The organism is uncultured Methylobacterium sp. (assembly GCF_964242245.1).
Taxonomy (GTDB): domain Bacteria; phylum Pseudomonadota; class Alphaproteobacteria; order Rhizobiales; family Beijerinckiaceae; genus Methylobacterium.
The window spans coordinates 1-17,727 of record NZ_CAXTBY010000022.1; the positions used below are offsets into that span (position 1 = coordinate 1).

Consider the following 17,727-nt stretch of genomic DNA (forward strand, 5'->3'; position numbering starts at 1 on the left):
CCCGCGTCACCCTGTGGATCGGCAACCTGCAATGGGAGCGCCGCAACGGCTACACGGCCTACGTCGAGCCGGTCCTGCACGCCCTCGACACGATCGAGCACCGCGACGCCCTGCTCAACCCGGACGGCACCGAGGCGGCATGGCCGCCGGCCGACGTGATCGTCGGCAACCCGCCGTTCCTCGGCGGCAAGCGCCTGCGCGACGGCTTGGGCGACGAAACGGTCGAGCGGCTGTTTGCCGCCTATCGCGGCCGCGTCCCGGCGGAGGCGGATCTGGTCTGCTACTGGGTGGAGAAGGCGTGGCGGGCGGTGGGCGACCCGCCGGGCGCGGACGGCGCCGGCGTCCGCAGGGCCGGGCTGGTGACGACGAACTCGATCCGCGGCGGCGCCAACCGGCGCGTGCTGGAGCCGATCGCGAAGGCTTCGGCGCTCCGCGAAGCCTGGGCCGATGAGCCTTGGGTTCTGAAGGGTGCGGCCGTCCGGGTGTCGATGATTGGCTTTGGATGGGGTTTCACGGAGCAGAGGTTGGACGGGGGCGTGGTCGAGCAGATCAATGCCGATCTGAGCGGCACCGGTATCGATCTGACCAAGGCAAGGCGGCTGAAGGAGAACGACGACACGAGCTTCATAGGAACTCAGAAGAACGGCGAGTTCGACATCTCAGGAGATATTGCAAGGCGCTGGCTCAAAGCGCCTCTCAATCCGAATGGAAGGCCAAATTCAGACGTACTTCGACCGTCCTGGTTAGGCTCTCACGTTGCGAAGCGTTGGGAAGATATATGGATTATATATTATTCTGTTGATGTAGACGAAAAAACTGCCTTACTTTACGAACAGCCATTCGAGTATATTTTGAAACACGTTAAACCTGTCAGACAAGAGCAGCGACGTGAAATAAGAAAGCGAAGGTGGTGGCTTTTAGGAGAGCCAATGCCTGAGCTTCAATCCAGGCTTGATCGGATTGAGAGATTTATTGCAACGCCGCGAGTATCAAAGTACCGTGTGTTTCGATGGTTACCAAGTATTGTTTTGCCTGATTGCCAATTAGTTGTTATCTGCAAAGATGACGATACAACATTTGGTGTTATGTCATCCGTTTTTCACGAAGTTTGGTCTCTCCGCCTTGGGACATGGCTTGGTGTCGGCAACGATCCCCGCTACACACCTTCAACCACCTTCGAGACCTTCCCCTTCCCCGAAAACCTCACCCCCGACATTCCGGCGGCCGACTACGCCGACGACCCGCGCGCGCAGGCGATCGCGGAGGCCGCGGCCGAGCTGAACCGCCTGCGGGAGAACTGGCTCAACCCGGCCGACCTCGTGCGGATCGAGCCGGAGGTGGTGCCGGGCTATCCCGACCGGGTCCTGCCGAAGGACGAAGCGGCCGCCGCGGTGCTGAGGACGCGCACGCTGACCGCCCTCTACAACGCGCGTCCGGCCTGGCTCGACAACGCCCACCGCCGCCTCGACGCGGCGGTGGCGGCCGCCTACGGCTGGCCGGCGGATCTGACCGACGACGCGATCCTGGAACGCCTGTTCGCGCTCAACCAGGAGCGCGCGGCCGCCGGGCGGTAGGGCGCCCGCCCGCGGTCACGCCGCCGCCGGCACCGGCCGCCGTCCGCGCCCCAATCCGAGAGCCAGCGCGCAGCCTGCCGCCGAGAGCAGCGCCAGCGGCATCAGTCCGAGGGGATAGCTCCCCGTCGCGTCCTTGATGACGCCGAGCAGGTACGTCCCCAGGAAGCCGCCGATGTTGCCCACCGCGTTGATCTGGGCGATGCCGGCGGCCGCCGCCCCCGCCGAGAGCCACTCCGTCGAGAGCGCCCAGAACGGGCCCTTCACGATGTAGGTCGCGGTCACCGCGACGCAGAGGATCAGGATCGTGGGCACGAGCTGCGTGGTCAGCAGCGCCGCGGTGAGGCTCAGCGCCAGCAGCCCGAGCGGCAGGGCCGTGTGCCAGACGCGCTCGCGCTTCCGGTCGGAGGAGCGGCCCCAGACGATCATCAGCACCGAGGCGATGCCGAACGGGATCGAATTCAGGAGCCCCGTCTCCAGGTTGGTCAGGCCGAAGGACTTGATGATCTGCGGCTGCCACAGGGACAGGCACTGGCTCGCGCCGGACGCGCCGGCGTAGATCAGCGAGGCGGCGAGCACGTAGCGGTTGGACATCACCTGCCGGAGCGAGAGGTGGCCGGCGGGTTGTCGCGCGCCCTCGACCACCGAGGCCCGGTCCTGCGCCAGCCGCTCGGTGAGCCACGCGCGCTGCTGCGGGGTGAGCCAGTTGGCCCGGCCCGGCCCGTCCGGCAGCAGGACGAAGGCGAGGATGCCGAGGGCCACGGCGGGCACCGCCTCCAGCAGGAACAGCCACTGCCAGCCGCGAAAACCCAGGAGCCCGTCGGTGCCGAGCAGCCACGCCGAGATCGGCGAGCCGAGGAAGCTGGAGACCGGGATCGCCACCATGAAGATCGCCACGATCCGCCCGCGGTGGGCGCGCGGGAACCAGTAGGTCAGGTAGAGGATCACGCCGGGGAAGAACCCGGCCTCGGCCGCCCCCAGCAGCAGGCGCACGGCGTAGAACGAGGCCGGCCCGACGACGAAGGCCATGCCGGCCGAGACCAATCCCCAGGTGATCATGATCCGCGCGAGCCAGATCCGCGCGCCGAACCGCTCCATGGCGATGTTGCTCGGCACCTCGCACAGCACGTAGGACACGTAGAACAGCCCGCCGCCGAGGCCGAACTGCGCCGCCGACAGGCCGATGTCCTGGTTCATCTGGAGCGCCGCGAAGCCCGCGTTCACCCGGTCGACGAAGGCGACGAAGTAGGCGAGCATCAGGAACGGCAGGATGCGCCACGTCACGGTGCGCAGCGTCGCGCGCTCGATCGCCGAGGTCTCCGTCTGGGCCATGTCTCGTCCTTCCCCGCCGCGCCGGGGCCTGAGCGTTCCCCCATCCCGACGCCGCTGGCCAGACCTGATGACGACATCGCGGTCCGCCTGTCAGCCCAGGGTGCCGGTTCACGTGCGATGGCGCGCGACTGTGGCGCCGGGGGCGCGGTGCTCCGACGATTGCAGATCCGGGGTTGCTTAGCCCGAAGCGGGCATGTGATCCTGTCCGGAGATTGCTTCCGTCAATCGAGAGGTGCGGGGGCGCCCATGCTCGACATCGCCGACCTTCACCGCGTGCGCTACCGGACCATGACGCTCCCGACCTTCGTCGCGGAGAGCCATGACGCCTATGCCCGGCAGCCGCCGGAGAAGCTGGTCTGCCGGTCCGTCGATGCGTGGCTCGCGGATCGTAAGCTCTCCGCGTTCCTGCGCGACGCGGCCGGGGCCCAGCCCCGCCCGGTCGAGGCGGCCCGCGGGGTGGTGCCCGCGTCCGAGCCCACGAACGCGGGACTGCGCTTCGTGCCCGGCTGATGGCGCGGGGCTCAGGCAACGTTCGCCGCCGCCGTCACGTTGTCGCGTCGGCGGATCAACCCGAGGGGAGGCGATGAGACACCACGGCGTCCTGCCTCCGGCCCTGCCCGGCCCCCGCGCGTCGATCGAGACGAAGGCGGGGCGGGTGTGCCTCTACGGCTCGGCCGAAGCGGACGGGGTGCCCCTGCTCCTCGTCCATTCGATCAATGCCGCGGCCAGCGCCTACGAGGTCCGTCCGCTCTACCTGCATGACCGCCCGCGCCGGCCGGTCTACGCCCTCGATCTTCCCGGCTACGGCCTCTCCGAGCGCGCGCGGCGGGTCTACACGCCGCGCACGATGACGGATGCGATCCACGCCGTCGCCGCGGAGATCCGCACGCGGCATGGGGGCGCCCGCGTGGACGCGGTCGCGCTCTCGCTCTCGGCCTCCTACCTCGCGCGGGCCGTCACCGAGCGCCCCGACGATTATCGCGCGCTCGTCCTGATCAGCCCGACCGGGTTCGACCGCCTGCTCGCGGGGCGCGGGCCGGACGGGGGCGTCCGCGGCAGCGAGAGAGCCCGCGCAATCCTCGACTCGCGGCTGCTCGGCCCGGCGCTGTTCGGGGTCCTCGTGAGCCGGCCGAGCATGCGCTATTTCCTGCGCAAGACCTTCGGCTCGAAGCGCATCGACGAGGGCCTGTTCGACTACGACCAGCTCTCCGCCCACCAGCCCGGCGCGCGCCACGCCCCGTGCTGCTTCCTGTCCGGCCTGCTGTTTCCGACCGACGCCACCACCCTCTACGAGGCGCTGACGCTGCCGGTGCTGATGCTGCACGGGCAGCGCGGCGATTTCGTCGATTTCCGCGACGCCCCGCGCTTCGCCGCCCGGCCGAACTGGACCATCCGCAGCCTGCCGACCGGGGCCTTCCCGCATTTCGAGGATCTCGCAACCGTCACGGGACTCTGCGACGAATTCTTCGCGAGCCTCCCGTCACCCGTGGCGTCGCCCGATCAGTTGATCCGCCAGCGGGACTCGTAGCCGGCCAGCCGCGCGATCCCGTCGCCCACCGCGCCCGCCCACTCCGCCGGGAGGCGACGCCACGCGGGCGGCGCGCGGAAGGCGAAGCAGCGCATGGTCTCGCCCATCAGGAGGGCGATCTGCCCCTCCGTCTCGGGCGGGATCGTCCGGCCCGCCCACTCGTTCGGAGGGCGCTCGGGCGCGGGCGCCACGGCGCGGTCCCAGGACGTGCCCCAGGCGAGCTGCGCGAAGCGCTCGCAAGGGGCCGCGAAGCGTGCCGCGACCTCGTCGTGCAGCTCCGGCGCATCGCCGCGGAACGGCTCCGGGTCGAGCCCGCGCGACCACGCCGCCTGATCGAGGACGTGGCCGATCCGCCGCGGATGGCCCTCGACCTGCCGGTGCACGCGCAGGCGGCGCAGGCGCCGCGAGGCCTCCACCGCGAGCGGGCCGGGACTGCGGTTGGTCACGGTCCGCAGCGCCTGCGCATCCGTCATCGGGCCGATCCGCTCGGCAAGGCCCAGCGCCGCGACGACCCGCTCCACGAACGGCGCCCCGGAGCGCGCGTCGCGAAGGGGCACGGCGGTGACGCGGCCCCCCGCCGCCCGCGCCCACGGCTCGATCAGCGCGCGGTAGTCGAGCCGCCCGGAGCGGCGGTTCGCCCGGGCGTAGGCTCGGAATGTCCGCGCTTCGAGGGCGAGCTGGGCGCGGTGCGCGTAGGCCGAGTTCAGGAACTCGAACGGCGGCTTGACCGCCATCGCAACCTCCAAGGCGAAGCCGCGCCGGGCGAACACCTCGGCCAGCGTCGCCGGCACGCGGAAGCCCGGCCGCTGCACGGAGAAATCCTCGTAGGAGAGGATGACCGTGTCGGCGTCGGTCCCGCCGAGCACGCCGTCGAGGCGGTCGAGGATCGCGCGGCGCTCGCTGCGCGGGCGGCGGCCGTCGAGCGCCGCGCCGAGGCACTGGTGGTTCACGTCGGCGCCCTCGTGCGATCCGGGGAGTGCCAGTTCGGGATAGAGCAGGCCCGCCTCCGCGAGCCGCGGCCGCAGGGTCGCCAGCACGTATTGCAGCGATGTGGACCCCGTCCGGGGCATTCCGATATGGATGATGGCGCGACGCATCGCCGGTCGCCTCCTTTCTTCGTCCTCGCCGTCGCGGATCGTCCCGCGGCGTCTCTCCAACCCCGTTGCCGAGTTCCGATGATCGACCTGACCCTCGATGCCGCCCGAACCATCGTCGCGAGCGCGCTTGAGGCTGCGCGGCTGCGCACGCTCAAGCCGCTCGCGGTCGTCGTCTATGATGCACGGGGGTCTCTGAAGTGTGTCCAGGTCGAGGATGGCGCCTCGCTGCGCCGGCCCGAGATCGCGTCGGCCAAGGCCAACGGCGCCCTGGCGCTGGGCTTGGGGTCGCGGGCGATCCAGACCCGGGCCGAGGCGCAGCCCCATTTCGTCGCCGCGGTGAGCCACGTGGTCGGGCCGGCGGCCCTGGTGCCGGTTCCGGGGGGCGTGCTGATCCGCGCGCGTGACGGTCGCCTGCTCGGGGCGGTCGGCATCTCGGGCGACACCTCCGACAACGACGAGCTCTGCGCGGTCGCCGGCATCGCGGCGGCGGACCTCACCCCCGAGACCGGCGCGTGAGACCATGCGCCTGACGCGCCGCGACGGGCTGAGGGGTGCGGCGCTCCTCGCCCTGACCCCGGCGACGCCCGTGCGGGCCGGCCTGGAGGCCGAGTACCGCCGCGGCAACGACGCCGACCCGGGGACGCTCGATCCCCATCGCTCCTCGACGGTGGCCGAGGCGCACATCCTGCGCGACCTGTTCGACGGCCTGCTGACCTACGACAATCACGGCGCCATCATTCCCGGCGCGGCGGAGGCTTGGCAGGTCTCGGACGACGCGCTGACCTACACCTTCACCCTGCGCGGCGACGGCCGCTGGTCGAACGGCGACCCGGTCGAGGCCGGGGCCTTCGTCTACGCGCTGCGCCGCATCCTGGCGCCGGCCACCGCCGCCAAGTACGCCGAGGTGCTCTTCCCCATCCGCAACGCGGCCGCCGTCAACCGCGGCGAGGCGGCGGTGGACTCCCTCGGCGTCTCCGCGCCGGATGCGCGCACGGTGGTGATCCGCCTCGACGCGCCGACGCCCTACGTCCTCGAACTCCTGACCCACCAGACCGCGCTGCCGGTGCATCCGCCCTCGGTGGAACGCCACGGCGACGGCTTCACGCGTCCCGGGAACCTCGTCTCGAACGGGCCCTACCGCTTGATCGAGTCCGTGCCGAACGACCGCATCGTGCTGGCGCGCAACCCCTACTTCCACGCGGCCGCCGACGTCGCGATCCCGCGCGTCGCCTTCGTCCCGACCCCGGACCTGTCGGGCGCGGTGCGCCGCTACGCCGCGGGCGAACTCGACTCGCTGGCCGACCTCCCCGGCGACCAGATGGCCTCGCTGAGAGGCCGCTTCGGGGATCAGGTCGTGCTCGGGCCGTCGCTGGGCGTCGACGCGCTCGCGGTCAACACCCGCAAGGCGCCGTTCGACGATGGCCGGGTGCGCCGCGCCCTGTCGCTGGCGCTCGACCGCGAATACCTCAGCGAGGCGTTGTGGGGCGCCACGATGAGCCCGGCCTACTCGCTGTGCCCGCCGGGCCTCGACAATGCCCGGACTCCGCCCGAGACCGCCGGCCGCGAGACGCTTCCCATCGACAACGAGGATCTGGCGCGGGATCTGCTCGCCGCGGCCGGCTTCGGGCCGGGCCGCCCGCTTCGCGTCGAGTACCGCTTCAACACCAGCGACAACAACCGCAACACCGCGGTGGCCCTGGCCGAGATGTGGCGCGGCCTCGGCATCGAGACCCGCTTCGTCTACACCGACGCCAAGACGCACTTCGCCTACCTGCGCGACGGCGGCGACTTCGACGTCGCCCGCATGTCCTGGATCGCCGACTATTCCGACCCGCAGAACTTTTTGTTTCTGCTCACCACCGGCAACGACGGGATGAATCCCGGTCATTGGTCGAACGCCGCGTACGACGGGCTGCTGGCGCAGGCGGCCGCCGAGCGCGACCTTGCGGCGCGCGCCGACATGCTCTTCCGCGCCGAGGCGATCGTGGTGCGGGAACTGCCCTGGATCCCGGTGATGCACACCCGCTCGAAGGCGCTGATCGCGCCGCGCCTGCGCGGCTACCATCCGAACCTGCGCAACGCCGCACCGACGCGGTTCTTGCGGTTGGAGGGCTGAGCGGAACCGGACTTCGCGTTCGCGCGCAGCGAGCCGGCAGGCTTCGAAAGATCGCGAACGGCGCGGTGCGCAGCCTGCCCGGCGACGCCGATGCGGACGCGATCGTTCGTGGCATCCGCCGCGGGAGCGGCTATGCCGGTCTGAAGCCCTGACCTGTCCCCTGATTGGGGGGCATCCTTCGGGACGGAAGCTTGGTCGAAGCGGAGTGCCCCGCCCTGTCCTACGTCCTGCGCCGCCTCGCCCAGGCGATCCCGACGCTGCTCGCCGTCGTCACCGTCAGCTTCTTCCTGATGCGGCTCGCCCCCGGCGGCCCGTTCGACCTGGAGCGGCCGCTGGCACCCGCCGCGATGGACAACCTGCGCCGCCTCTACGGCCTCGACCAGCCGCTGATCGTGCAGTTCGGGCGCTACCTCGCCGGCCTCGCGCAGGGCGATCTCGGGCCGTCGTTCTCGTTCCGCGACCTCACCGTCGCCGGCCTGTTCGCCCGCGGCCTGCCGGTCTCGATGGTGCTCGGCGGCTTGGCGCTCGCGCTGTCGCTGACCTTCGGGATCGGTCTCGGGGTCCTGGCCGCCCTCCGGCGCGGAGGATGGGTCGACCGCATCGTCGGGCTGATGGCCTCGCTGAGCCTGTCCGTGCCCGGCTTCGTCGTCGCCCCGCTGCTCCAGGTCGCCTTCGGCCTCACCCTGCGCTGGCTGCCGGTGAGCGGCTGGGAGGGCGGCGCGGCGAGCCACTTGGTCCTGCCCGTGATCACCCTGGTCCTGCCCGAGGCCGGCGCGATCGCCCGGCTGACCCGTGCCGGGATGGCGGAGGCGCTGCGCGCCCAGCATGTCCGCACCATGCGCAGCCTCGGCCTGCCGCCGTGGCGCATCGCGCGCCACGCGCTCCGCGGGGCGCTCCTGCCCGTCGTCGCGGTCCTCGGGCCGCTCGCGGCCTCGCTGCTCACCGGCTCCGTCGTGGTCGAGACGATCTTCGGCCTGCCCGGCATCGGCCGCTACTTCGTGGAGGGTGCGCTGAACCGCGATTACACCCTGGTGATGGGCACCGTGGTGCTGGTGGCGGCCCTCGTGGTCCTCCTCAACATCGTCGCCGACCTCCTGTCCGCGTGGCTCGACCCGCGCCTGCGGCTGCGCGCGTGAGCGCCGCGCCGCCGCGCCGGTCGCCGACGCGGCTCGCGCTGGCCCGCCTCGCGCGGGACCGCGGGGCGATGGGCGCGCTCGCCGCGCTCGCGGCGCTGGTGCTGGCCTGCCTCGTCGGCCCCCTCCTCGCCGCCCGCGCGCCCGAGCGGACCTATCCGGACCTGCGCCAGCTTCCCCCGAGCCTCGCCGCGCAGCCCGACGCCGCGCACCTAGGTCCGGCGCTCGATCGCCTCGCCTTCCGCATGCGCGCGCAGGTGGAGCGTGCGACGCGCGCCGGGGCCGGGCTGGAACTCGTCCTGACGTCCGCCCGCGCGATCGACCCACGCGGCCTCGTCTACCTGCCCCGCTCCGACCTGTTCGGCGAACCCCGGGTGGTCGAACGCGGCGGCGACGGCCGCCGCCTCGTGCTCGACGTGCCCGTGCGGAGTCTCTACTTCCCCCTTGGCACCGACGTGCACGGGCGCGACCTCCTCAGCCGCAGCCTCGTCGCCGGCCGGGTCTCGCTGCTGATCGGGCTCACCGCGACGCTGGTGGCGCTCGGCGTCGGCGTCGCCTACGGCGCGGTCGCAGGGTTCGCCGGCGGCGCGGTCGACGCGGCGATGATGCGCGTCGTGGACATCCTCTACGCCCTGCCCTTCGTGTTCTTCGTCATCGTCCTGGTGGTGTTCTTCCGCGCGAGCTTGGCGCTGGTCCTCATCGCCATCGGCGCCGTCGAGTGGCTCGACATGGCCCGGATCGTGCGCGCCCAGACCCTGTCGCTGCGCGCCCGCGACTTCGTCCGCGCGGCCGAGGCGCTCGGGCTCCCGGCCGCCGCGATCCTGCGTCGGCACATCGTGCCCAACACGCTCGGTCCCGTCGTCGTCGCGGCGACGCTCCTGGTGCCGCGGGTGATCCTGCTGGAGAGCTTCCTGTCGTTCCTGGGCCTGGGCGTCCAGGAGCCGCAGACGAGCTGGGGCGTCCTGATCGCCGACGGCGCGCGCAGCCTCGAATCGGCGCCGCACATGCTCGCCGGCCCGGCGGCGTTCCTGGTCGCGACCCTGGTCGCGCTGAACGCGTTCGGCGACGGGCTCGCCGACGCCCTCGACCCGCGCTCGGACGTGGCCTGAGGGCGGCGTTCGCGGCGGGCAGTCGTCCCGTGCGACGACCCCGTGCGACGATCAGCGCGCCTCGGTGAGGGCCGGATACACGTGGCGAACCTGTCGGCGCTCCTCGGGGATCGGCATCGCGGGGCGAAACCGCGCGTGGCTCGGCACGGGCAGCACGATGCCGGCTTGGCTCGGGCGCAGGCGCCAGCGGTCGGCGCCCGCCAGCGCCACCGTCGGACGGTCGCGGGCCAGCGTGGCGTCGGCCCCGTGCGTCGGCACGGTGGCGAGGCCCGCGACCGTCGTGCCGGCCAGGATGACCAGCCGGAGGCCGGGATTGCGATGACGGGTCATGGAAGCGCATCCGCGTTGGTCCCGCCATTGGGGCCCGCAACGGTGAAGGCTCGGCCGAACCTTTTCCGGCTCAGCGCCGTTCTGAACAGCAGTCTCGAGTCAGGGTAAACACAGTCATGGCGACCAAGGTCGAGACGGCACCGGGCGGCGGCACGCCCGAGCGTGCGCCGATGGGCACGGTGGTCGACACCGACATCTCCGCCCGCCTCGACCGGCTGCCCTGGGGCCGCTTCCACGTCCTCGTCATCGTGGCCCTCGGCATCACCTGGGTGCTCGACGGCCTCGAGGTGACGCTCGCCGGCTCCCTCGTCGGCGCCCTGCGCAAGGCGCCGATGAGCTTCTCGGAGTTCGACGTGGGCTTGGCCGCCAGCACCTACCTCGTCGGTGCGGTCACCGGCGCGGTCGGCTTCGGCTGGCTCACCGACCGCATCGGGCGCAAGAAGCTGTTCTTCATCACGCTGGCCCTCTACCTCTGCGCCACCGCGGCGACGGGGCTGTCCTGGAACGTCTGGAGCTTCTGCCTCTTCCGCTTCTTCACCGGCGCGGGCATCGGCGGCGAGTACACCGCGATCAACTCGACCATCCAGGAACTCGTCCCGGCCCGTGCGCGCGGCTGGACCAACCTCGTGATCAACGGCTCGTTCTGGATCGGGGCGGCGCTCGGCTCGTTCCTGTCGATCGTGCTGCTGCGGCCCGAGGTGATCGACCCGGCCTGGGGTTGGCGCGTCGCCTTCTTCGTCGGCGGCGGCATCGGCCTCGCGATCCTCCTCCTGCGCGCCTGGATTCCCGAGAGCCCGCGCTGGCTCGCCGCCCACGGCTACGCGGCGGAGGCCGACCGGGTGGTGACGGGCATCGAGAAGCGCTTCACCGACGCGGGCGTCAGCCTGCCGCCCGTCGACGCGAGCAAGCGCATCAAGCTCAAGACCCGCGACCACACCCCGCTCTCGGAGGTGGCGCGCGCCCTGTTCGTCACCAGCCGCACGCAGACCTTCGTCGGCTTGGCGCTCATGGTGGGCCAAGCTTTCTTCTACAACGCCCTGTTCTTCACCTACGCCCTGGTGCTGGAGCGCTTCTACGACGTGCCCGGCGGCGACGTCGGCTGGTACCTCCTGCCCTTCGCGCTGGGCTCCTTCCTCGGGCCGGTCTTCCTCGGACGCCTGTTCGACACGGTGGGCCGGCGCCCGATGATCGCCTTCACCTACGGCATCTCGGCCGTGCTGCTCGTGATCGCGGGCTACCTGTTCAAGGTCGAGGCGTTCGGCCCCGTGGGTCAGACCGCGGCGTGGATGGTGGTGTTCTTCTTCGCCTCCGCGGCGGCGAGCTCCGCCTACCTCACGGTCGCCGAGACCTTCCCGCTGGAGATCCGGGCGCTGGCCATCGCCGTCTTCTACGCGCTCGGCACCGGCATCGGCGGCGTCTCCGGCCCGCTCCTGTTCGGCACGCTGGTCGAGACGGGCTCGCGCGGCAACGTGTTCGCCGGCTACCTGCTCGGCGCCGCCCTGATGACGATAGCCTCGGTGGTCGGCGCGGTCTGGGGCACCGCTGCGGAGGGACGCTCGCTGGAGGACGTGTCGAAGCCGCTCGCGGCGGCGTGATCAGACGCGGCGGACGGGCGCTGCGTAGAGGGACAGTATCGGGTCCACTGTTCGCAGGGTGATCCCTCCGACAGTCGCCTGCGCGATGAGCATCCGGTCGAACGGGTCCTTGTGGTGGAGCGGCAGCGCGATCACCGCGACGGCGTGATCGCCGGTGATCGACATCTCGACGCAACCGTTCTCCACGAGACCACGCTTCAAGACCGCCGGATCGACCTGGAAGTCCGGGCGTCCAAGTCCGGTCTTGGCGTCCAAGTCTGGTCTTGATCGCGACCTCCGCGCCGGTCCCCTACGATGGTTCGCTTCGAGGAGCGGTGCAATCGGCGCGAGCGCCTCACTCATCCCGCCGCCACACCTGCCCGTGATACACGAACTTCGATCCCTCGCTCGCGAGCGCCGCGAGGCCGGTGAAGGCCGGGTCGTGAACCGTGATGACGCTGGTCGGAATCGCCCGCATCATCGCGGAAAACGGCGCCTTGCGCTCGAAGGCCTCGCGGAATCCGCCTGCGCTCAGCAGCTTGACGATCCGCGGGGCGATGCCGCCGCCGACGTAGACGCCGCCGGTGGCCAGGAACGTGAGCGCGAGGTCGCCGCAGACCCGGCCGAGCAGGCGCCCGAACAGGTCGAGCGCCTCGGCCGCGTGCGGATCGGAGGCGTCGAGCCCGGCCTGGGTGATCGTCGCCGGGTCGAGCTTCTCCGCGGGCGCGCCGGTGCGGACGTGGCGCACGGCCGCGTGCAGGCGCGCGAGGCCGGGACCCGACAGCACGGCCTCGATCGTGATCCGCGCCTCGACGCGCTCCAGGGCGTGCCAGACCTGCTCCTCGAAGGCGTCGGCCGGCCCGAGATCGGTGTGACCGGCCTCCGTCGAGACGATCGCGAGCTTCTCGGAATACGGCACCAGGGCGGCGGCGCCGAAGCCGGTGCCGGGGCCAAGCACCATCCGGGCACCCCCGGGCGCGGGCCCGATCGGCCCGATCGGCGTGAGGTCGTGGGGGGCGATGCCGGCGGCGCCCGCCGCCACCGGCACGTAGTCGTTGACGACGACTGAGGCCGACAGGCCAAAATCGGCGCCGATCCGGGCACCCTCGATCACCCAGTGGGCATTGGTGAGCTGCACCTTCGGCCCGTCGACCCGGCCGGCGATGGCCAGGATCGTCGAGCGCGGCGGCGGTCCGCTCTCGCGGCCCTTGGCGAGCGCCGCGCGGATGGCGCTCGACGGGTCGGGATGGCGCGCGGTCTCCTCGTGCGAGAGCAGGCGGGGCGCCGCGCCCTTCTCCGCCACCACCGCGAAGCGGGCATTGGTGCCGCCGATATCGCCGACGAGGACCGGAAACTCGAACATGCGGCGCCCTTTCCTGTATCCGCGCGGGCGCGCTCGCCCGACGCATCGACACACATCCCGGCGGAACCGACCCGCGCCGCTCACGCCTCCGGCAGCGCGTCCGGATCGATGTCGCCGCCGGCAGACCATGCGAAAAGCAAGGCCCGCACCGCCGCCGGGTCAGGCAGGCGGCGGGCGGCGGCGGTCTCGCCGGGGCCGACCCGGATGCCGAGGCCGCCGTCCCGGGCCACGCTCTCGAAGGCGATCTCGTCGGTGCGGTCGTCGCCCAGGAACACCGCGCGGCGGCCGGCATAGGGCGCGTGCTCCAGGAAGGCGCGGATGGCGTGGCCCTTGGTGGCCGAGGCCGGCACGATCTCGCCCACCGCCTTGCCGAGCTGGAGCCGGTAGGGGCCGGCGAGCTCCGCGGCGAGCGCCGTCACCGCGGCCTGCGCCCGCTCGGCATCGTCCGGTGTCGCGAGGCGCCAGTGGACGGCGACCGAGGCGCCCTTGTCCTCGATCAGCACCGCGTCGAGGCCGGCCACCATCGCCTGGAGCCGCGGCACGCGGGCGCGAAGCTCCGGATGGTCGGCGGGTCCGCCGCCGGCGAGCCTGCCGTCGACTCGGCGCTCGACTCCGTGCAGACCCGCCACGTCGAAGCGCGCGGGCGCCAGGAAGTCGTCGATCACCGAGACCGGCCGTCCGGTGACGATGGCGAGCGCGCCGCCGAGCCGGGTGCGCAGGCGCTCCAGGGCCGGCGCGAGGCCGGGATCGACGCGGACCTGGTCCGGCCGCGGCGCGATCTCGACCAGCGTGCCGTCGAAGTCGAGGAAGAGGGCGATGGGCGGGTTCAACGTCGGGGCTCCGGGCTGCCGGTCCCGTTCCGGCTAACACGCCGCGGGCTCTCGGCAAACGCCCGCCGGAAGCGCCCTATCTCTCCCCGGGCGACAGCGCGAGGACTTCATCATGCCCCCGACCCCATGTCCCACGAAACCGGGCGAGGAGAGTGTTTGGGATTACCCCCGCCCGCCCCGGCTGGAGCCCGTGGCCGCCCGGCTGCGGGTCGTGCTCGGCGGCACGATCATCGCCGAGACGACCTCGGGATATCGCGTGCTGGAGACGAGCCATCCGCCGACCTACTACGTCCCGCCGGTCGACGTGGCCGACGGCGTGCTCGGGCCGCCGCGCCGGGCCGGGATCTGCGAGTGGAAGGGCCGGGCCGTGCTGTTCGACGTGCGCGGCGGCGCAGTCCTCGCCCCCGGCGCGGCCTGGGCCTATCCCGACCCAACGCCGGGCTTCCGGGCAATCGCCGGCTACGTCGCCTTCTACGCCGGCCCGATGGACGCCTGCTTCGTCGGCGAGACCCGCGCCGAGCCCCAGCCCGGCGGCTTCTATGGCGGCTGGATCACGCCCTGCATCGTCGGTCCGTTCAAGGGGCCTCCGGGCACCATGGGCTGGTGATCCCCGTTCCCGGCGACGCGCAGGCCGCTACATCCGGCACGTGCGGGCGTCAGGAGGCAACGATGCCGGATTCAACCGAGGCGAGGCCGCAGGACGTCGGCCTCTGCGCGGACCGACTGGAGCGGATCGATGCCTGGATGCGCCGGCTCGTCGCCGACGGGCGGCTCGCCGGCCTGTCGGTGGCGGTGGCGCGGCGCGGGCGCACCGCTTTCCACCGCGCCCATGGGCTCGCCGATCTCGCTCGGGGGACGCCGTTCACCACCGACACGGTGGCGCGCATCTACTCGATGACCAAGCCTCTGACCTCGGTCGCGGTGATGCAGCTCTACGAGGAGGGCCGGTTCCAGCTCGACGATCCGGTCGCGCGCTTCCTGCCGGAGTTCTCCGAGATGCGGGTCGCGACCGGCGGCAACCGCGCCAGGATCGAGACCGAGCCGGCCCGCCGCCCGATCACCATCCGCGACCTCCTCACCCATACCGGCGGCCTGACCTACGGGTTCATGGACGCGACGCTGGTCGATGCCCTCTACCGCCAGCGCGGCGCCGACTTCCTGCGGCCGGACGCGACCCTGGCCGAGGTGGTGGCGACCGTGGCCGAACTCCCGCTGCTGTCGCAGCCCGGCGAGGCCTGGAACTACAGCGTCTCCACCGACGTGCTCGGCCACCTCGTCGCGGTGGTCTCCGGTCAGGAGTTCGCGGATTTCCTGCGCGAACGGGTGATCCGGCCGCTCGGCATGACCGACACGGACTTCTTCGTGCGGCCCGAGACCATGCCCCGGTTCGCGGCGAACTACGCCTACGATCGCGACCGGCGCCTGACCCTCTGCGACGACGCGGTGGACACCGCCTTCGCCAAGGCCCCGGCGATCGCGGGCGGGGGTGGCGGCCTCGTCTCGACGGCCGCCGACTACCTGCGCTTCTGCCGCTTCGTCCTGAACCGCGGCGTGCTCGACGGCGTGCGGCTGCTCGGCCGCAAGACCGTCGATCTGATGACGATGAACCACCTGCCGGGCGATCTCGCCTCGGTCGGCACGCCGCGCTTCGCCGAGTCGTCCTACCACGGCATCGGCTTCGGACTGGGGTTCTCGGTGATGCTCGATCCGGCCCGGGCCCAGATCGTCGGGACGCCGGGCGAGGTCGCCTGGGGCGGGATGGCCTCCACCGCCTTCTGGATCGACCCGGCCGAGGATCTCGCCGTGGTCCTGCTGACCCAGCTCGTGCCCTCCTCGGCCCTGCCGATCCGCAAGGAACTGCGGGTGCTCACCTACGCCGCGCTGACCGATTGATCCGGTGCGCGTCGGCGGAGACCGGCCTTGAGGCCGTCCAGCCGTCCGCGGCAGGTCGTGCCGCCTACTCGTCGGCGGACTCCTCGGCGGGGGCGGCAGCCGCCGGCGCCGAGGCGGGCTTGGCGCCGGTCTTGCCCGCGCCGGACTTGGCCGCGGTGGAGCCGGTCGCTGCGGGCTTGGCCGCCATGTACTCCGGATCGGTGCGCGGACCGCCCGGCCCGTTCGTCGCGCCGGCCAACTGGCCCGGCACCACGTCGGTCACCCGGTTCCAGGTCTGCGACTTGCACAGGAAGGCGATCAGGCAGCCGCGGACCGTCAGCTCGGCCGGCGTATCGGTCCAGATCGTGACGTCGTAGGACTTCCCGTCCTCGGAATTGTAGATCTTGCCCTCGTAGCGGGCGTCGGCGTTCGGCTTCAGGCCCAGGATGAGCTGGTGGCCCAGCGATGCGCGGGCCTGTTTTCTCGGGTCCGGGTTCTTGAAGTCGATCCGCGGCTGGCCCTTGTCGTTGAGCGGCACCTTCAGCCACACGACGTAGCCGCACACGCTCTTCTCGCCCGCCCCGCACTTCTCGAGCCTGACGCGGGCGCGTCCGTCCTCGACCAGCCACGTGCCGCTGGGGTCGGCGGGCGGCGCGGCGCGAGCTGCCCCCGAGAGGGCGACGAGCGCGAACAGCGGCGCGGCCAGGAGGCCGGCTGCCAGTCCGACCCGGGGGGCGATCGCCGCGCCGATTCGTCGAAACGTCATTCGAATACTCCCTTGCGCGAGTTTGCGCCGCGGGCCGTACCATCGGGCGCGCCCGTCCTCAGGGTGTCGCCTTCCGCTCCGAAGGTGACGGGATCATGGCCGTGCCCCCTAGTGAGGGCGATTTCGGTTCGCCCGCGCCCATCGCTGTTCTTCTAAGCCCCTGTGAAAAAAGGCTTCTTCGCGTGAGGCGCGCGAACTCCGCTCGGGACGGCCGTCGGCGGGAAGCCCGGCGGATCGGACAACGCCTCACCCCCGCGTCGGGGGCGAGGCCCGGCCGGCGCCGAGGCGGCGCTGCATCAGCACCGTGTCGAGCCAGCGTCCGTGCTTGTGACCGACGCCGGACAGCGTTCCGACCGTCGTGAAACCGAGGGCCGCGTGGAGCGCGACCGATGGCTCGGAGCCGGGATCGGTGATCACTGCGACCATCAGCCGGCAGTCGATCGCCTCGCAGGCCGCGAGCAGCCCTTCGAGCAGCGCCCGTCCGATCCCGAGGCCGCGCGCGTCCGCGGCGACGTAGACCGAGTCCTCCACCGTCGATCGATAGGCCGCCCGCTGGCGGTAGGGCCCGGCATAGGCGTAGCCGGACACGACGCCCGCACGCTCGGCCACGAGGTAGGGAAACCCGACGGCGAGCAGGTCCGCACGCCGCCGCGCCATCTCGGTCTCGGAGGGTGGATCGGTCTCGAAGCTCGCCGCGCCGTTGAGGACGGCCTCGCGGTAGATCCCGGCGATGGCCGGGATGTCCGCTGCCGTCGCCGGGCGCAGGCGAAGTGTCATCGGGCGGACTCGTCGGGCATGCGGTAGGGCCGAGGAGCAAAAAAAGGGCCGGCGCGTTCGCGCCGGCCCTGTGTCCCTTCGCCATCAATCCATCAGGACCGTGCGGTCCCTGAAGCCATCACTCGGCGGCGGTCATCTCGGCGGTGAAGTGACCGCACCAATCCTGAGAGGCCACGACCGGCCACAGGCCCTTCGACTCGGGAGCCGGTTGGCTGACCGGCGGGTTGAAGCGGCACAGGCCCTCGTCGCCCGACGCCGACGCGCCGTTCGTCTTGTGGTCGTCGAAGAAGCGGCAGCTGTGGCAGGACGCGTTGGTGGTGGTCATCGGT

The 17,727-nt window shown here is 71.8% G+C and carries 18 protein-coding genes and 1 pseudogene; 10 read left to right on the plus strand and 9 right to left on the minus strand.

Annotated features, from left to right (window positions below; genetic code table 11):
* Positions 1–1,574, plus strand: a pseudogene (locus ACFE8Y_RS07520) (class I SAM-dependent DNA methyltransferase); the annotation flags it as partial.
* Between the two features lie 15 nt (positions 1,575–1,589).
* On the opposite strand, the gene ACFE8Y_RS07525 reads toward ACFE8Y_RS07520, so the two are convergent.
* The gene (locus ACFE8Y_RS07525) at positions 1,590–2,903 is read right to left on the minus strand and encodes an MFS transporter (RefSeq protein ID WP_375463774.1); all 1,314 of its coding nucleotides are present in this window, start codon (positions 2,901–2,903) and stop codon (positions 1,590–1,592) included.
* A 246-nt stretch (positions 2,904–3,149) separates the two neighbouring features.
* Here ACFE8Y_RS07525 and ACFE8Y_RS07530 point away from each other — a divergent pair, with 246 nt between their 5' ends.
* A complete protein-coding gene (locus ACFE8Y_RS07530) occupies positions 3,150–3,413 on the plus strand; it encodes a hypothetical protein (protein WP_375463775.1) in 264 nt (87 codons plus the stop codon).
* Between the two features lie 73 nt (positions 3,414–3,486).
* Complete coding sequence (locus ACFE8Y_RS07535) at positions 3,487–4,431, plus strand: alpha/beta fold hydrolase (protein WP_375463776.1); 945 nt, start codon at positions 3,487–3,489, stop codon at positions 4,429–4,431.
* Here the strand turns inward: ACFE8Y_RS07535 and ACFE8Y_RS07540 are convergent.
* Positions 4,404–5,528: a hypothetical protein gene (locus ACFE8Y_RS07540; RefSeq protein WP_375463777.1), complete on the minus strand. Its 1,125-nt coding sequence runs from the start codon at positions 5,526–5,528 to the stop codon at positions 4,404–4,406. The two genes, ACFE8Y_RS07535 and ACFE8Y_RS07540, sit on opposite strands and share 28 nt — an antisense overlap.
* 78 nt (positions 5,529–5,606) lie before the next feature.
* Here ACFE8Y_RS07540 and ACFE8Y_RS07545 point away from each other — a divergent pair, with 78 nt between their 5' ends.
* The 4 genes from ACFE8Y_RS07545 to ACFE8Y_RS07560 all read left to right on the plus strand — a co-directional run bounded on the left by ACFE8Y_RS07545 (position 5,607) and on the right by ACFE8Y_RS07560 (position 9,886).
* Positions 5,607–6,044 (plus strand): heme-binding protein, encoded by a 438-nt coding sequence (locus tag ACFE8Y_RS07545; RefSeq protein ID WP_375463778.1) that lies wholly within the window; start codon positions 5,607–5,609, stop codon positions 6,042–6,044.
* Between the two features lie 4 nt (positions 6,045–6,048).
* The gene (locus ACFE8Y_RS07550) at positions 6,049–7,644 is read left to right on the plus strand and encodes a peptide ABC transporter substrate-binding protein (RefSeq protein ID WP_375463779.1); all 1,596 of its coding nucleotides are present in this window, start codon (positions 6,049–6,051) and stop codon (positions 7,642–7,644) included.
* Between the two features lie 191 nt (positions 7,645–7,835).
* The gene (locus ACFE8Y_RS07555; protein WP_375463780.1) at positions 7,836–8,780 is read left to right on the plus strand and encodes an ABC transporter permease; all 945 of its coding nucleotides are present in this window, start codon (positions 7,836–7,838) and stop codon (positions 8,778–8,780) included.
* A gap of 68 nt (positions 8,781–8,848) precedes the next feature.
* On the plus strand, positions 8,849–9,886 hold the full coding sequence (locus ACFE8Y_RS07560; RefSeq protein WP_375463816.1) for an ABC transporter permease: 1,038 nt from the start codon (positions 8,849–8,851) through the stop codon (positions 9,884–9,886).
* Positions 9,887–9,937: 51 nt separating this feature from the next.
* Here the strand turns inward: ACFE8Y_RS07560 and ACFE8Y_RS07565 are convergent, their stop codons facing one another.
* Entirely contained in the window at positions 9,938–10,216 is a 279-nt protein-coding gene (locus ACFE8Y_RS07565) for a hypothetical protein (protein WP_375463781.1), read from the minus strand.
* A gap of 116 nt (positions 10,217–10,332) precedes the next feature.
* Here ACFE8Y_RS07565 and ACFE8Y_RS07570 point away from each other — a divergent pair, with 116 nt between their 5' ends.
* Positions 10,333–11,811, plus strand: a complete 1,479-nt coding sequence (locus ACFE8Y_RS07570) for an MFS transporter (protein ID WP_375463782.1) — start codon at positions 10,333–10,335, stop codon at positions 11,809–11,811.
* Here the strand turns inward: ACFE8Y_RS07570 and ACFE8Y_RS07575 are convergent, their stop codons facing one another.
* From ACFE8Y_RS07575 to otsB, 3 genes are all read right to left on the minus strand, one after another.
* Positions 11,812–12,066, minus strand: coding sequence for a type II toxin-antitoxin system VapC family toxin (locus tag ACFE8Y_RS07575; RefSeq protein WP_375463783.1), 255 nt, complete (start codon positions 12,064–12,066; stop codon positions 11,812–11,814).
* A gap of 79 nt (positions 12,067–12,145) precedes the next feature.
* On the minus strand, positions 12,146–13,153 hold the full coding sequence (locus ACFE8Y_RS07580) for a glucokinase (protein ID WP_375463784.1): 1,008 nt from the start codon (positions 13,151–13,153) through the stop codon (positions 12,146–12,148).
* Positions 13,154–13,233: 80 nt separating this feature from the next.
* Complete coding sequence (otsB, locus tag ACFE8Y_RS07585; RefSeq protein WP_375463785.1) at positions 13,234–13,983, minus strand: trehalose-phosphatase; 750 nt, start codon at positions 13,981–13,983, stop codon at positions 13,234–13,236.
* Between the two features lie 112 nt (positions 13,984–14,095).
* Here otsB and ACFE8Y_RS07590 point away from each other — a divergent pair, with 112 nt between their 5' ends.
* The gene (locus ACFE8Y_RS07590; protein WP_375463786.1) at positions 14,096–14,590 is read left to right on the plus strand and encodes a DUF427 domain-containing protein; all 495 of its coding nucleotides are present in this window, start codon (positions 14,096–14,098) and stop codon (positions 14,588–14,590) included.
* Positions 14,591–14,652: 62 nt separating this feature from the next.
* A complete protein-coding gene (locus ACFE8Y_RS07595; RefSeq protein WP_375463787.1) occupies positions 14,653–15,876 on the plus strand; it encodes a serine hydrolase domain-containing protein in 1,224 nt (407 codons plus the stop codon).
* A gap of 64 nt (positions 15,877–15,940) precedes the next feature.
* Here the strand turns inward: ACFE8Y_RS07595 and ACFE8Y_RS07600 are convergent, their stop codons facing one another.
* The 3 genes from ACFE8Y_RS07600 to ACFE8Y_RS07610 form a co-directional block, all read right to left on the minus strand.
* On the minus strand, positions 15,941–16,621 hold the full coding sequence (locus tag ACFE8Y_RS07600) for a DUF2147 domain-containing protein (RefSeq protein WP_375463788.1): 681 nt from the start codon (positions 16,619–16,621) through the stop codon (positions 15,941–15,943).
* A 246-nt stretch (positions 16,622–16,867) separates the two neighbouring features.
* Positions 16,868–17,398, minus strand: a complete 531-nt coding sequence (locus tag ACFE8Y_RS07605) for a GNAT family N-acetyltransferase (protein WP_375463789.1) — start codon at positions 17,396–17,398, stop codon at positions 16,868–16,870.
* Between the two features lie 118 nt (positions 17,399–17,516).
* Positions 17,517–17,723 carry a hypothetical protein gene (locus tag ACFE8Y_RS07610; protein WP_375463790.1) on the minus strand — a complete coding sequence of 69 codons (207 nt, stop codon included), beginning with the start codon at positions 17,721–17,723 and terminating at the stop codon, positions 17,517–17,519.
* Between the last annotated feature and the right edge of the window lie 4 nt (positions 17,724–17,727).